Consider the following 14993-nt stretch of genomic DNA (forward strand, 5'->3'; position numbering starts at 1 on the left):
GGCCGCTGCCGAGTCCTCTCGGGCCCCCGCGCACCATGCGGGTCCCGCAAGGGCTTCTGCGAGCGGCGGCCCGTGGAAACCAAGCACACCCGGGGCCTTTGGCCCGACCCTCACGAGCGGGCCTTCACACGGATACGAACGAAGAAGCGTGCCTGTCGCTCAGGAGGCAACCCGTGCGGGCGGGGAAGAATGGTACCCGCGGGCAGGTTGGGGCGTGCGCGGGAAAACGCTGGGGGCGACGATGACAGGTGACCGGATCGGGTTGGCGCAGATGCTCACCTCAGCGGTGGACGCCGCCCCCATGGAGTCCCTCAACGTGATGGCGCGCAATCTGCACGACCGGTTCGAAGCGCGCTCGGTGTCATTCCTGTTCCTTGACATCAGCGGTCAGCAGGTGGTGCGGATCAACGACGAGAGCACCACGGAGACCGGCGACCGCGGCGATCGGTTCCCCCTGGCCGGCAGCATCTACCAGCGGGTACTGCGCACCCAGGAACTGATACAGGACTCCGGCGGTAGGGACGGACAGCGGGTGCTCGCCCCGGTGACCAACCACGGCGACACCCTCGGCGTGCTGGATCTGACCCTGCTGTACGTCACCGCGGAGATCCTGGAGGAGATCCGCGAGGCCGCGTACGCGCTGGCCTACGTCATCGCCACCGACCGCCGTTTCACCGACCTCTACCACTGGGGCCAGCGCACCAGGACGATCAGCCTGGCCGCGGAGATCCAGAACCAGCTCCTGCCCAGCGCGGCCTCCTGCGAAGCCGCACAGTTCGCCCTGGCCGCGGCTCTGGCGCCAGCCGATTCCAACGCCGGCGACACCTACGACTACACCCTCGACCACGACACCCTGCACCTGTCCATCACCGACGCCATGGGCCACGACGTCAACGCCGCCCTCACGGCCACGCTCCTGGTCAACGCCTCCCGCGGCGCCCGCCGCGTCGGCGCCGGCCTGGTCGAGCAGGCACAGCAGACCCACCAAGCCCTCCTCGACTACGGCGACCACACGCTCGCCACCGGCCAGATGGTGCGCATCGCCCTGGACGGAAGCGGCGCCCGGCTCGTCAACGCCGGACACCCCTGGCCGCTGCTCCTGCGCGACGGCATGGTGAACGAGGTGCGCCTGGACGTCGACCTGCCCTTCGGTATCCCCGGATCCGGCGCCTACCACGTACAGGACCTCGACCTGCGCCCCGGCGACCGCCTCGTCCTCTACACCGACGGCGCGCAGGAACGCCAGGCCGAAACCGTCGACCTGCCCCACCTGATCCGTGACACCGCCCGCGAACACCCCCGTGAGGTCGTGCAGTCCCTGATCACCGCGGTCACCGACGCGTGCGCCGGACACCTGGAGGACGACGCCACCGTTGTGTGCCTGGACTGGCACGGCCACCCCTTCCAAGGCCGCCGCGCCTGAGCCGGAGCCCGCAGATGAGCGCTGGGCGGGTGGCGGTGGCAGGGGCGGGCCATCGGTCTCAGCCAGGGCCCACGCGGTGTCGGGTTCTGCGGCACGGCGCCCGGCCCGGGTGGGGCCGTTGGGTGCCCCGGGGGTCGAGGCTGCCTCCGGGCCGACGTGTAACGTCGAAGCAACAGCACCAGAATACGGCGGAAACACGACCGCGGTCCGGGCACCCTCGTGGTCCGGATCCGAAAGGACCTCCTTCACCCATGGCCAACACGTCCGACCTTGAGAACCACCACCCGGGCGTGCGCTCGGCCTTCGCACACGTGGTGCGGCGCAACCCGGACGAGCCGGAGTTCCAACAGGCCGTCCTGGAGGTGCTCGACAGCCTCTCGCCCGCCCTCTCCCGGCACCCCGAGTACGCCAAGGAGCGCATCCTGGAGCGTCTGTGCGAGCCCGAGCGCCAGATCGTCTTCCGGGTGCCCTGGCGCGACGACCAGGGGCGCGTGCACGTCAACCGTGGCTTCCGCGTGGAGTTCAACAGCGCGCTCGGCCCCTACAAGGGCGGTCTGCGCTTCCACCCGAGTGTGAACCTCGGGGTGATCAAGTTCCTGGGGTTCGAGCAGATCTTCAAGAACGCCCTCACCGGTATGAGCATCGGCGGCGGCAAGGGCGGAAGCGACTTCGACCCCAAGGGGCGCTCGGACACGGAGGTCGAGCGGTTCTGCCAGTCCTTCATGACCGAGCTCCACCGCCATCTGGGCGAGCACACCGACGTGCCGGCCGGGGACATCGGGGTGGGCGGGCGCGAGATCGGCTACCTGTTCGGCCAGTACCGGCGGCTCGCCAACCGCTGGGAGGCCGGGGTCATCACCGGCAAGGGGCTGTCCTGGGGCGGTTCACGGGTCCGTACCGAGGCCACGGGGTACGGGAACGTGCTGTTCGCCCAGCGGATGCTGGAGCGCACGGGCCAGGGCCTGGAGGGCAGGCGCGTGGTGGTGTCCGGTTCGGGGAACGTGGCGATCTACTCGGTGGAGAAGGCCCAGCAGCTGGGCGCCACCGTGGTCGCCTGCTCCGACTCCGGGGGCTACGTCGTGGACGAGAAGGGCCTGGACCTCGACCTGCTCAAGCAGCTCAAGGAGGTGGAGCGCGCCCGGATCGGGGAGTACGTCGAACGTCGCGGGGACGCCCGCTACGTCAAGGGCGGCAACGTGTGGGACGTGCCCTGCGACGTGGCCCTGCCCTCGGCGACCCAGAACGAGCTCGACGCGGACTCCGCGCGCACCCTGGTCCGCAACGGCGTCCTGGCGGTGTCGGAGGGGGCGAACATGCCCACCACCCCCGAAGCGGTCAAGGTGCTGCGCGAGGCCGGTGTCCTGTTCGCGCCGGGCAAGGCCGCCAACGCCGGAGGGGTGGCGACCAGCGTCCTGGAGATGCGGCAGAACGCGCGGCGCACGTCGTGGTCGTTCGAGCACGCCGAGTCCGAACTGGCCGAGGTGATGACGGGGATCCACGACCGGTGCGAGGAGGCCGCCGAGCGGTACGGCTCCCCGGGCGACTACGTGCTGGGCGCGAACGTGGCCGGGTTCGAGCGCGTGGCGGGCGCGATGCTCGCCCAGGGCCTGATCTAAACGCCTCGACCGCCCGGGGCCGCTGACGGCCCCGGGCGGAGTCGACCCGGGAGTTCCTCTTTCCTCTCGGGGGCCGCGGGGCACACGCCTGCAGCGACGAACGCTCCCACCCGCAGGGGAGCGGGGGCGAAGGAGCGGGACATCCGCCCCTTCGCCCCCTGCCTGGGCAGGTCAGCCGTTGTACGGGGCCGCCACGTCCAGGACCCAGACAATGCCGAAGCGGTCCTTGAGCATCCCGTAGAGCGGTGCCCACTGTGCGGGCTCCAGCGGCTGCACGACGGTCGCACCGACAGCCAGCTTCTCCCAGAAGGCCGCGATCTCGTCGGCGTCGTCACCGCGCACGGAGACGAAGACGGCGTTCTCGCCCGCGTTCCACGGCATCTGGGAGGGCACGTCGTAGGCCATGACGCGGAAGCCGTTGTCCGCGGCCACCTGGCCCCACATCACCTGGTCCGCCTCGTCCGGGTTCTGCGTGTTGCCCGCGTCCTTGTAGGTGACGGCGACGACGTCCCCGCCGAAGACGGAGTGGTAGAAGTCGAGCGCCGCGCGGGCCTCGCCGCGGAAGTTCAGGTGGGTCGTGGTGGTGATGGGCATGAGGGTTTCCAGTCTTCGTGTACTCGGATGAGCGCCGAACGGGCTCGTGTCGGACGTCGGCCATGCGCCGCTGGGGCGGCGGGGCCCGGCATCGGCTGCGGAAGGTCACCCGCCGCGAGCGCGGCAGCGCACACCCGGTGCCCGCTGCCGACGGGGCTGTGATCTGCGATGAACGCGTATCCGCTCACCCCGTCGCCGTGATCTCACACTGGCAGCCTTACAGGACAGGGTGTGTCCTCTATTGGCAGCAGAATGGGGCTCATGGTGAAAACGTCCGCTCGTCTGCTCGCGCTGCTCTCCATGCTCCAGACCCGTCGGGACTGGTCGGGCGAGGAGCTGGCCGCACGGCTGGACATCAGCGCCCGCACGATCCGACGTGACGTGGACCGGCTCCGCGAACTCGGCTACCCGATCACCGCCTTCAAGGGGCGCGACGGCGGATACCGGCTCGATGCGGGGTCGCAGATGCCCCCGCTGCTGTTCGACGACGACCAGGCCGTGGCGCTGGCGGTGGCGCTCCAGGCGGCCACCACCAGCGGCGCCGGTATCGGTGAGGCCGCGGCGCGCGCCCTCACCACCGTGCGCCAGGTCATGCCCGCCCGCCTGCGCCAGCGGATCAACCCGGTCCGGGTCACCGCGGTCACACCGCCCCACGACCGCCCGCCCCGGGCCGAGGGCGGCCTGCTCCTGGCGATCAGCGCGGCCGTCCACGCCCGCCAGGAGCTGCGCCTGGACTACGCCCCCGCCTTCCGGTCCGCCTCGGACCGGGACGACACAGGGGTGGACCGGCGCCGGGTACACCCCCATCACCTGGTCACCTGGAAAGGGCGCTGGTACCTGCTGGCCTGGGACGCCGAGCGCGAGGACTGGCAGACCCTGCGCGTGGACCGCATCTCGCCCCGCAACCCCAACGGCCCCCGCTTCACCCCGCGGGAGGTGCCCGGCGGTGATGTGGCCTCCTTCATCACCAGCAGGTTTCGGGGCTCCGACGGACCGGCCCAGTGGCCCTGCCGCGGCGAGGTCATCCTCGACCTGCCCGCCGCCTCCGTCGTTCCCTTCGCCCACGACGGGCTGGTCGAGGAGGTGGACGCCGGCCGCTGCCGACTGACGCTCGGCTCCTGGTCGTGGGTGGGTCTGGCCTCGGCCATCGGGCGGTTGGACGCCGACTTCGAGGTCGTCGGGCCGCCCGAGCTCAAGGACGCCTTCGGGCGCCTCGCGCGCCGCTTCGCGGGTGGCGGCGGTCAGGACCGCCTCCCCGGGTGAAGGAGCGGCCACCCAACCGGCGGGGCGCCGCCCCGGGATCACCCGGTGTTCTCGCCGTTCACCACAGGTGGTGGACGTGGGGGCGGACGAGTTCGTCATAGACCTCGCCGACCCGTGCGTGGACGCCGGGGGTGAGCGGCGCCAGGTGCGCGGCGGCGGCGTTGCCGCGCGCCTGGTCGGCGTTGCGGGCGCCGGGGATGACGACGCTGACGCCGTCCTGGTCCAGGATCCAGCGCAGGGCGAACTGGGCCATGGTCATCCCCTCGGGGACCAGCGGGCGGATCTTCTCCACCGCCTCCAACCCGGTGGCGTAGGGGACCCCGGAGAAGGTCTCGCCCTTGTCGAAGGCCTGCCCCTCCCGGTTGAAGGCGCGGTGGTCGTCGTCCCCGAAGGCGGTGTCGGCGGTGAACCTGCCCGACAGCAGTCCGCTGGCCAGCGGGACGCGGGCGATGATGCCGACCCCGGCCTCGCGCGCGGCGGGCAGGACCCGCTCCAGGGGCTTGTGGCGGAAGGCGTTGAGGATGATCTGGACGGTGGCCACATGGGGGCGGGCGATGGCGGCCAGGGCCTCGTCCACGGTCTCGACGGAGACGCCGTAGGCGCGCATCCGCCCCTCTTCGACCATGGTGTCCAGGTCGTCGAAGACGGCGTCGGTGGCGATGACGGCGGCGGGCGGGCAGTGCAGCTGGACGAGGTCGATGGTGTCAACGCCCAGGTTGCGGCGGGATTCGTCGTTCCAGGCGCGGAAGTTGACGGGGTTGTAGTTCTCGGTGAGCTGGTCCTGGCGCCGGCCCATCTTCGTGGCCACGGTGATGTGGGGGAGTTCCTTCAGCAGGCGGCCCACGAGCCGTTCGCTGCGGCCGCCGCCGTAGACGTCGGCGGTGTCGAAGAAGGTGACGCCCGCCTCGGCCGCCGTGTGCAGTGCGGCCGTGGCGTCGGCCTCGCTGACCTCACCCCAGGAGGCTCCGATCTGCCAGGCGCCGAAACCGACGACGCCGACGTTCTTGCTGGTGCGACCCAGTACGCGTTTTTCCATACAGGCGATCCTAGGCACCCGGGAGCGTTCCCACCGCGCCGGGGCGGGGTCGGGGGCCGCCCTGGGAAAACCGGGTGCGGACACCGGCGAGGAGATCATCACGTTCGCGGGTCCGGGCCGGGTGTCGCGCTGAGCTTGCCCCGCACCCCGTCGAGAAGGGCGTTCAGTCCGAACCGGAAGGTCTCCCACGCCTCCTGCTCCAGGTAGGGCTCGTTCTCGTTCTCGTTGGAGAACGCGCCCGCCTCGGACAGCAGGGTCAGGGTCGGGAAGCGCTCGGCGAAGTCGGGGACGAACTCCTCCAGCTGCGCGGACCGCGCGAACCACCACTCGTCCTCGGGCACGCCCATGACGGCCTCGGCTCGGCGGGCCTCGGCGGCGGTCTGGACCGAACCGCGCACCAGGGAGAAGAGGTTGCCGTAGGTGCTGCGGATCTGGGCGGCGTCCAGCCCCGCGCGGTGCAGCACGAGGGCCAGTGCCTCGAACAGCCGGTACTCGTTGGGGCCCAGGACCGGCCTGGCCTGGGACACCTCCAGTGTCCAGGGGTGGCGGAGGTAGAACTCCCACAGCCGGGTCGCCCAGATTGTCGTAGCCTTCCGCCACTCTGATTCGTCGTCGCTCTCGGCGGTTTGGGCCAGCTCCCCGAACGCGTGGTCGTACATGAGCTCGATCAGCTCGTTCTTGCTGGCCACATAGGTGTAGAGCGACATGGCGGTGCGTCCGAGCCGCTGTGCCACCGCGCGCATCGACAGGGCGTCCATGCCCTCGGCATCGGCGACCTCGATGGCGGTCTCCACGACCAGGTCCACGCTCAGCTCGGGTTTGGGGCCGGGGGCGGTGCGTGTGGACGGATCCGCGGGGGCGCGCCACAGCAGACCCATGGAGCGGCGAGCGTCACCCTGCCCGGCGTATACGACCACTTGCATCTCCTTATGCCATAAACTAACGTTCGCAGGCCATCAGTTTACCGCATAAGGATTTCTGAGGAGCAGCGTGCCTTCCGAACCCACCTCCATGGCCGACAGCCACGACACCATCCAGGTCAGGGGCGCCAGGGAGAACAACCTCGCCGACGTGTCCGTGGACATCCCCAAACGGCGGCTGAGCGTCTTCACCGGCCTGTCCGGATCCGGCAAGTCCTCCCTCGTGTTCGGCACGATCGCCGCCGAGTCGCAGCGACTCATCAACGAGACCTACACCGCCTTCGTCCAGTCGTTCATGCCCAGCCAGGGCCGACCGGACGTGGACTCCCTGCGCAACCTGAGCGCCGCCATCATCGTCGACCAGGAACGGATGGGCGCCAACTCCCGCTCCACCGTCGGCACCGCCACCGACGCCGCCGCCATGCTGCGGATCGTCTTCAGCCGGGTCGGCACCCCGCGCCTGGAGCCGTCGAGCCTGTTCAGCTTCAACAACTCCGAGGGCATGTGCCCCGAGTGCGAGGGGCTGGGCCGCACCAACCAGGTCGACCTGGAGGAGCTCTACGACCGGGACCTGTCCCTGAACGAGGGCGCCATCACCGTCCCAGGATTCGCGGTGGACTCCTGGTACTGGCAGGTCATGGCCAACTCCGGGCTCCTGGACGCGGACCGCAGACTGCGCGACTACACACCCGAGGAATGGGAGACCTTCCTGTACGGGCCCGCGACCCGCATCAAGGTGGGCGGCAACTCCTTCTCCTACGAGGGGTTGATGGTCAAGCTCAAACGCACCTACCTGGCCAAGGACCGGGATTCCATGCAGCCCGGGATCCGCGCCTTCGTGGACCGCGCCGTCACCTACTCCACCTGCCCCGAGTGCGAGGGCACGCGGCTCAACGCCGGGGCCCGCTCCGTGAAGGTCGCCGGGCGCACCATCACCGAGTGCTCGTCGATGCAGATCAACGAGCTCGCCGAGTTCGTCAGAGCCCTGGACGAGCCCTCGGTGAAGCCGTTGCTGGACAACCTCGGCCACACCCTCGACTCCCTGGTGGAGGTCGGGCTGGGCTACCTGAGCCTGGACCGGGAGTCGGGCACGCTCTCCGGCGGCGAGGCCCAGCGCGTCAAGATGGTCCGCCACCTGGGATCCAGCCTCAGCGACGTCACGTACGTCTTCGACGAGCCCACCGTGGGCCTGCACCCGCACGACATCGAGCGGATGAACAACCTGCTGGTGAGCCTGCGCGACAAGGGCAACACCGTGCTGGTGGTCGAGCACAAGCCCGAGACCATCGCGATCGCCGACCACGTGGTGGACCTGGGGCCGGGCGCCGGGCCGACGGGCGGGCGGATCACCTACTCCGGAGACGTGGCCGGGCTGCGCGCCTCGGGCACCCTCACCGGTGACCACCTGGACCACCGCGCCACCCTGCGCGGCCAGGTCCGCCGGCCCACCGGCGCCATCTCCATCACCGGGGCCGACAGCCACAACCTCAAGGACGTCAGCGTGGACGTCCCGCTGGGGGTACTCACCGTGGTCACCGGGGTCGCGGGGTCGGGCAAGAGCTCCCTCATCCACGGTGCCCTTCCGGGCAGGGAGGGTGTGGTGGTGGTAGACCAGTCCCCGATCCGGGGGTCGCGCCGGTCCAACCCGGCCACCTACACCGGCCTGCTGGACCCGATCCGCACCGCCTTCGCCCGCGCCAACAAGGTCAAGTCGTCCTTGTTCAGCGCGAACTCCGAGGGCGCCTGCCCCGAGTGCAAGGGCGCGGGGGTCATCTACACCGACCTGGCCATGATGGCCGGGGTCGCGTCCACCTGCGAGCAGTGCGAGGGCAAGCGGTTCCGGCCCGAGGTACTCACCCACGAGCTGCGCGGCAAGAACATCAGTGAGGTGCTCGCCATGTCCGTGGTGGAGGCACGGGAGTTCTTCAGCACCGGCAACGCCCGCACCATCCTGGACCGGCTCTACGACGTCGGCCTGGGATACCTGGGGCTGGGCCAGCCGCTGACCACCCTGTCGGGCGGGGAGCGCCAGCGCCTGAAGCTGGCGATCAGCATGGCCAAGGAGGGGGCGGTGTACGTGATGGACGAGCCCACCACCGGCCTGCACCTGGCCGACGTGGACCGGCTCCTCGCCCTGCTGGACCGCCTGGTCGAGGACGGCAACACGGTGGTGGTCATCGAGCACCACCAGGCGGTGATGGCGCACGCCGACCACATCATCGACCTGGGGCCGGGCGCCGGGCACGACGGCGGCCGTGTGGTCTTCGAGGGCAGCCCCGCCGAGCTGGTGGCCGGGGGCGACACCCTCACCGCCCGCCACCTGCGCGCCTACCTGGATCGCTAGGCAGTGGGCCGCATCGCACGGGCGCGGAGGTCGACCCGTCGGGCGGTGACGCCGGGCCACACCTCCCACCGGCCTCAGCCGAGGAGCGCCTGGGTGAGGGCGATCCCCACCCAGGCAGCGCCCAGCCCCGCGGTGAGGCTGACCGCCACGTACAGGCCCGCGTGCAGGCGTTCACCGGTGGCGGCCAGCCGGTAGGCCTCGTAGGCGAAGGTGGAGTAGGTGGTGAGCGCTCCGCAGAGCCCGGCGCCCAACAGCGCCATCGCCTCCTCGGGCAGGGGGAGTGCGCTGAGGGCGCCCAGGACCAGGGAGCCGGCGAGGTTGACGCACAGGGTGCCCCACGGAAAGGCCGTCTCGTGCCGGCTCTGCACGGCCAGGTCGACGAGGAACCTGGCGGGGGCTCCGACGGCCGCTCCCAGGGCCACGAGCAGGGCCGTCATGTGCTCCGCCTTCCGGACGCCAGGATCCGGTGCGAGACCACCGAGGCCGCCCACACGCCCGCGAGCGCTCCGGCCAGGGTGAGCGCCAGGTAGGCGAGTGCGGTCTGCGGGGCGCCGCGTTCGAGCGCCGTGACGGTGTCCAGGGCGTACGCGGAGAAGGTGGTGTACCCGCCGAGGACCCCCACGCCCCAGAACACGCGGACGAACCGGCTGTCCGGCCACCGGTGGTTGAGCAGTTCCATGAGTACGCCGATGAGCGCGCTGCCGCTGACGTTGACGGCGAGGATGGTCCAGGACACCCCTGAGGCGGCGGGCGGCCAGGCCGTGTCCAGGCCGTGCCTGGCCAGGGCGCCGAGCGCCCCTCCCAGGGAGATCACGGCCAGGACCGGCCAGAGCTCTCGGAGCGGGGGCACGGGTCTGTTCATGGCTCCATCCTGCACCCGTGAGCGTCGAGGGGTCATCCGCAACCGCCTGTGGCCGCGCTGCCCCCGGGGTTCCCACCCCCCGGCCGAAGGGGGCGGGCCAGGGGCGGCTCAGGGGCATCCCCCATGGATTTCTGACCCGCAGTGATAGATTCTGGCCATGCGGTCAGAAAATAAGCCAACCGGTCAGAAGCGGTCCTTCATCGAGGAGGCCCGCAGGGCGCAGATCATCGCGGCGGCGATCGAGACCATCGCCGACGTGGGCTACCCCAACGCCTCCCTGGCACGGATCGCACGGGAGGCGGGGGTGAGCAAGGGCGTGATCTCCTACCACTTCGCAGGAAAGGACGAGCTGATGGACCAGCTGGTGACGGGCGTCTACACGGAGATCGCCGAGTCCGTCATCCCGGAAATCCTCGCCCAGGACAACGCCGCCGACATGCTCCGGGCCCATGTGCGGGGCGTGGCCGCCTACGCCCTGGAGCACCGGAGCCGCATGGCGACCCTGGCGCAGATCTTCCTGCACGCCCGCAGGCCGGACGGTTCCCCCCGGTACGGGGCCGGGGAGTCCGAGCCCCTCTTCGAGTCCTTGGAAGGGCTCTACCGGGAGGGGCAGGCAAGCGGCGAGTTCCGCGACTTCGACGTGCGGGCGATGGCCGTGACCCAGCAGTCCGCCACCGACGGCATGTTCGAGTACTGGCGTGTCCACCCCGACCACGACCTCATGGCGCACGCCGCCGAACTCGGTGAACAGCTCGTCCGCGCCACCCGTGCCGACTGACCGGCGCCCACCCCCAAGACGAGGACACCATGACACAGCAACCCGCACCCGCCCTGAGCCCGGAACCGGCTCAACCGCCACCGAGGCGCCTGCACCATGTGGACAACCTGCGCGTGGCGCTGACCGTCCTGGTCGTGCTGCACCACGTCGCCCTCACCTACGGCAACATCCCGGTCTGGTTCTACACCGAACCCGCCCAGGACCCCACGGGTGGTCTGCTCGACCTCCTCGTCATCATCAACCAGACCTACTTCATGGGCCTGTTCTTCCTGCTCGCGGGCTACTTCGTGCCCGGCGCGGCGGACCGGAGGGGCCGAGGGGGGTTCGTCCGCGAGCGCCTGGTGCGACTGGGCGTCCCCCTGCTGCTGTTCGTCCTGCTCGTACGGCCCCTGGTCACGACCGGCGCCTACCAGCTGTACGTGGAGGGGGCCGCCGCCCAGGGCGCGGAGATGCCCTACTGGCTCTTCTACCTGGTGTCCTTCGACCCCGGCCCCATGTGGTTCGTCGAGGTCCTGCTGGTTTTGAGCCTCACCTACGTGATGGTGCGCGGCTTCCGGGAGCGCCGCGGCGCGGTGGCCGGGCCCCTCGCCCGCCCCGAGGACACGGCTCCGCTGCGCTGGTCGGGTCCGGTCCTCGCCTTCACCGTCGGCCTGGCCGCGGTGTCGTTGCTCTGGCACTGGGTCAACCCGGCGCCCTACTGGCCGTTCGTGGGCCTGCCCAGCCCCGACTACCTGCCCCAGTACGTTGCCCTCTTCACCGTGGGTGTGTTCGCCTACCGCGGCAACTGGTTCACCCGTCTGCCGGACCGGGCGGGCTGGTACGGGCTCGCCACGGCCGTCCTCGGGCTGTTGGCGTTCCTGGCCCTGTCGGTGCTCCTCGGACCGGCGGCGGGTGAGTCCGGTGTGGCCGCAGCGCTGTTCCAGAGGGTGGCGGAGTCGTTCTTCTCGGTCGGCGTGACGCTCGCCCTGATGGTGTTCTTCCGCCGCTTCCTCGACCGGCGGACCCGTTTCTCCGGGTTCCTGGTCGACAACGCCTTCGCCGTGTACTTCCTGCACCCGCTGGTGCTGGTCGGCCTGGGGATGGCGCTGGGCGGCTGGGAGGCCGCCGCGGTCGTGAAGTTCCTCGTCGTGGCCGCCCTCGCGATCCCGCTCTGCTGGGCTTCGGCCGCAGCGGTCCGCGCGGTCCCCGGGGCGCGACGGATCCTCTGACGTCCCCTCAACACCGCGGGGCCGCCTCCGTGAAGAGCCGGGGGCGGCCCTGTCCCCGCCCGCCCGAGCCTCCCGTTTCCGGCGCGGCACCCCCGGGTCTAGGGTCGGGGGCGGATTCGCGACCGAAGGGACCCCGTGTGACCACTCAGAAGGACCGCATGCTCGCCGGTGAGCTCTACCTCGCCGACGACCCCGAACTCCAGGCCGACCTCGTCCTCGCCGAAAAACGGACGGAGGCGTTCAACTCCTCCACGATCGACGACCTGCAGGCGCGGCAAGCGGCGCTGGCCGAACTGGTGGGAGAGCTGGGTGAGGACAGTATGGTCCGCCCCCCGCTGCGGGTCGACTACGGGTACCACATCACCGTCGGGCCGCGCACGTTCGTCAACTGCGGCGCGGTCATGCTGGACGTGGCCCCGATCCGGATCGGGGCGGACGTGCAGATCGGCCCGAACGTCCAACTGCTCACCCCCACCCATCCCGTCGACCCCGAACTGCGGCGCGCCAAGTGGGAGGCCGGAGAGCCGATCACCATTGAGGACAACGTGTGGCTGGGTGGTGGGGTCATCGTCTGCCCCGGCGTCACGATCGGTGAGAACACCGTCGTGGGCGCCGGCTCTGTGGTCGTCAGGGACCTGCCCGCGAACGTGGTGGCGGTCGGCAACCCGGCCCGAGTCGTCCGCGAGATCGGCAACCCCTAGCCTCCGGCCCGGCGCGGTCTCGACGGTGCGCTACCCCGTCCATGCGGCTGGAGGTGATCGCGTCCGTCCTGCCGCACTTCACGGACGGGATCGACCGCGGCGACGACACCGCCCCCTCTCCACCCTGGGCACCCTCCACGGGGGGAGGACCGTCCCCCGGTGTGGCGCCACCGGGGGGCGGGGTCAGCGGGGCCGCTACCCGGCCGCGGCGGGCTCGGCGGCGACCGTTGCGGGGCCGCCGGTGGCGAACTGGGTCCGGTACAGCTCCGCGTAGCGGCCGTCCCTGGCCAGCAGTTCGGTGTGGGTACCGCGCTCCACGATCCGCCCCTCCTCGACGACGAGGATGGCGTCGGCGGCGCGGATCGTGGACAGCCGGTGCGCGATGACCAGGGCGGTCCGCCCCTTCAGCGCCTCGGTGAGGGCGGCTTGTACCGCGGCCTCGGAGGTGGAGTCCAGCGCGGAGGTCGCCTCGTCGAGGATGACCACCTCGGGTCCGGCGAGCAGCAGGCGGGCGATGGTCAGGCGCTGGCGCTCACCTCCGGAGAACCGGTAGCCGCGCTCGCCCACGACGGTGTCCAACCCCTCGGGCAGTGCGGCCACGAGGGTGTCCAGCCGGGCACGGCGCAGCACGTCCCAGAGCTGTTCGTCGGTGGCCCCGGGGGAGGCCAGGGTCAGGTTGGCGCGGATCGACTCGTGGAAGAGGTGTCCGTCCTGGGTGACCATGCCCAGGGTGGCGCGGATGGAGTCGAAGGTCAGGTCGCGCACGTCCGTCCCGCCCAGGCGCACGGCGCCGGAGTCCACGTCGTACAGGCGCGGGACGAGTTGGGCGATGGTGGACTTGCCGGCACCGGAGGAGCCGACCAAGGCGACCATCTGTCCGGGTTCGACCCGGAACGACACCCCGTGAAGGACGTCCCCGTTGTCCGCGGAGTCCAGTGTGGCGACCTCCTCCAGGGAGGCCAGTGACACCTTGTCGGCGCTGGGGTAGGCGAAGGTGACATCGTCGAACTCCAGCGACACCGCTCCGTCGGGGACCGTCCGGGCCCGGGGCTTTTCGTCCACGATCGGTTCGAGGTCGAGGATCTCGAAGACCCGGCTGAAGCTGACCAGCGCGCTCATGACCTCCACCCGGGCGCCCGCCAGGGAGGTGAGCGGCGCGTACAGGCGGGTGAGCAGCATGCCCATGGACACGACGGTGCCCGCGTCGAGCTGGCCGCGCAGGGCGTAGAAGCCGCCGAGGCCGTAGACCAGCGCCAGGGCGAGCGCCGACACCAGGGTGAGGGCCGTGAAGAAGACCTCCTGGACCATGGCGGTGCGCACGCCGATGTCGCGGACCCGGCCGGCGCGGCGGGCGAACTCGGCCGACTCCTCCCTCGGGCGGCCGAAGAGCTTGATCAGGGTGGCGCCGGGGGCGGAGAACCGCTCGGTCATCTGGGTCCCCATCGCCGCGTTGTGGACGGCGCGCTCGCGCTCGATCCTGGCCAGGCGGGCGCCCATGCGGCGGGCGGGCACGACGAACAGGGGCAGCAGGAGCAGGGAGAGCAGGGTGATCTGCCAGGACAGGGTGAGCATCACGGCCAGGGCCAGGACGAGGGTGACCAGGTTGCTCACCACCCCGGAGAGGACATCGCTGAAGGCGCGCTGGGCTCCGATGACGTCGTTGTTGAGCCGGCTGACCAGGGCCCCGGTGCGGGTACGGGTGAAGAAGGCGACCGGCATGCGTTGGACGTGGTCGTAGACGGTGGTGCGCAGGTCGAGGATGAGGTCTTCGCCGACCTGGGCCGACAACTGGCGCACGATCAGCCCCAGGAGCGCCTCGGTGACGGCGACGGCCGCGATGAGTCCGGCCAGGAGCAGCACCGGGCGCAGGGCTCCGGCGTCGATGATCGCGTTGACCACCCGCCCTGCCAGGAGGGGGGAGGCCACGGCGAGGGCGGCGGTGGCCACGCTCAGGACGAGGAACCAGCAGAGGCGGCGGGCATGGGGGCCGGCGAAGGAGGAGATCCGGCGCAGGACCGGCAGGGAGAAGGGGCGCCGGTCCTCGCTCGCGTGCATCGCGTGGTAGACGGAGTTCCACGCTGCCATTTCCATGCTCATCTTCGACCACCGGGGGTGTTGGGGCTGTTGACACGAACCGTAAAACCTCAACAAATATTTAGGTCAAACCGGCGCGGGCATTCAGGCTGCACCGGCCCCGATCCTCCCCCAGCGACTGCCCCAGCACCCCCGGCCCCACCGGGGCCGCCAC

At 70.8% G+C, this 14993-nt stretch carries 13 protein-coding genes; 7 read left to right on the forward strand and 6 right to left on the reverse strand.

Annotated elements, in window-relative coordinates; all coding sequences use genetic code 11:
* The first annotated feature begins 241 nt into the window (after nucleotides 1–241).
* Nucleotides 242–1423, forward strand: coding sequence for a PP2C family protein-serine/threonine phosphatase (locus ACFWTE_RS02750; RefSeq protein WP_378777311.1), 1182 nt, complete (start codon nucleotides 242–244; stop codon nucleotides 1421–1423).
* A gap of 251 nt (nucleotides 1424–1674) precedes the next feature.
* On the forward strand, nucleotides 1675–3039 hold the full coding sequence (gene gdhA / locus ACFWTE_RS02755; protein WP_378777313.1) for an NADP-specific glutamate dehydrogenase: 1365 nt from the start codon (nucleotides 1675–1677) through the stop codon (nucleotides 3037–3039).
* Between the two features lie 171 nt (nucleotides 3040–3210).
* Here the strand turns inward: gdhA and ACFWTE_RS02760 are convergent, their stop codons facing one another.
* On the reverse strand, nucleotides 3211–3633 hold the full coding sequence (locus ACFWTE_RS02760; protein ID WP_378777315.1) for a VOC family protein: 423 nt from the start codon (nucleotides 3631–3633) through the stop codon (nucleotides 3211–3213).
* 261 nt (nucleotides 3634–3894) lie between these two features.
* On the opposite strand from ACFWTE_RS02760, the gene ACFWTE_RS02765 reads away from it, so the two are divergent.
* Nucleotides 3895–4896, forward strand: a complete 1002-nt coding sequence (locus tag ACFWTE_RS02765; protein WP_378777317.1) for a helix-turn-helix transcriptional regulator — start codon at nucleotides 3895–3897, stop codon at nucleotides 4894–4896.
* 58 nt (nucleotides 4897–4954) lie between these two features.
* Here ACFWTE_RS02765 and ACFWTE_RS02770 read toward each other — a convergent pair whose 3' ends face one another.
* Nucleotides 4955–5932: an aldo/keto reductase gene (locus ACFWTE_RS02770; protein ID WP_378777319.1), complete on the reverse strand. Its 978-nt coding sequence runs from the start codon at nucleotides 5930–5932 to the stop codon at nucleotides 4955–4957.
* Nucleotides 5933–6030: 98 nt separating this feature from the next.
* A complete protein-coding gene (locus ACFWTE_RS02775) occupies nucleotides 6031–6849 on the reverse strand; it encodes a TetR/AcrR family transcriptional regulator (RefSeq protein WP_378777553.1) in 819 nt (272 codons plus the stop codon).
* A 73-nt stretch (nucleotides 6850–6922) separates the two neighbouring features.
* On the opposite strand from ACFWTE_RS02775, the gene ACFWTE_RS02780 reads away from it, so the two are divergent.
* Entirely contained in the window at nucleotides 6923–9196 is a 2274-nt protein-coding gene (locus ACFWTE_RS02780; protein WP_378777321.1) for an ATP-binding cassette domain-containing protein, read from the forward strand.
* A gap of 74 nt (nucleotides 9197–9270) precedes the next feature.
* Here ACFWTE_RS02780 and ACFWTE_RS02785 read toward each other — a convergent pair whose 3' ends face one another.
* Together ACFWTE_RS02785 and ACFWTE_RS02790 are read right to left on the reverse strand one after the other, a co-directional pair.
* Entirely contained in the window at nucleotides 9271–9633 is a 363-nt protein-coding gene (locus ACFWTE_RS02785) for a fluoride efflux transporter FluC (RefSeq protein WP_378777323.1), read from the reverse strand.
* Nucleotides 9630–10058 carry a fluoride efflux transporter FluC gene (locus tag ACFWTE_RS02790; RefSeq protein WP_378777325.1) on the reverse strand — a complete coding sequence of 143 codons (429 nt, stop codon included), beginning with the start codon at nucleotides 10056–10058 and terminating at the stop codon, nucleotides 9630–9632. Before ACFWTE_RS02790 ends, ACFWTE_RS02785 begins: the two co-directional genes overlap by 4 nt.
* 157 nt (nucleotides 10059–10215) lie before the next feature.
* Between ACFWTE_RS02790 and ACFWTE_RS02795 the strand changes: the two genes are divergently transcribed.
* From ACFWTE_RS02795 to ACFWTE_RS02805, 3 genes are all read left to right on the forward strand, one after another.
* A complete protein-coding gene (locus ACFWTE_RS02795; protein WP_378777327.1) occupies nucleotides 10216–10836 on the forward strand; it encodes a TetR/AcrR family transcriptional regulator in 621 nt (206 codons plus the stop codon).
* 29 nt (nucleotides 10837–10865) lie between these two features.
* Nucleotides 10866–12044, forward strand: coding sequence for an acyltransferase (locus tag ACFWTE_RS02800; protein WP_378777328.1), 1179 nt, complete (start codon nucleotides 10866–10868; stop codon nucleotides 12042–12044).
* A 158-nt stretch (nucleotides 12045–12202) separates the two neighbouring features.
* Nucleotides 12203–12745 carry a sugar O-acetyltransferase gene (locus ACFWTE_RS02805; protein WP_378777555.1) on the forward strand — a complete coding sequence of 181 codons (543 nt, stop codon included), beginning with the start codon at nucleotides 12203–12205 and terminating at the stop codon, nucleotides 12743–12745.
* A 195-nt stretch (nucleotides 12746–12940) separates the two neighbouring features.
* Here ACFWTE_RS02805 and ACFWTE_RS02810 read toward each other — a convergent pair whose 3' ends face one another.
* Complete coding sequence (locus ACFWTE_RS02810; protein WP_378777331.1) at nucleotides 12941–14830, reverse strand: ABC transporter ATP-binding protein; 1890 nt, start codon at nucleotides 14828–14830, stop codon at nucleotides 12941–12943.
* Nucleotides 14831–14993 lie beyond the last annotated feature (163 nt).

The sequence above is a fragment of the Nocardiopsis sp. NPDC058631 genome, assembly GCF_042716955.1.
Classification (GTDB): domain Bacteria; phylum Actinomycetota; class Actinomycetes; order Streptosporangiales; family Streptosporangiaceae; genus Nocardiopsis.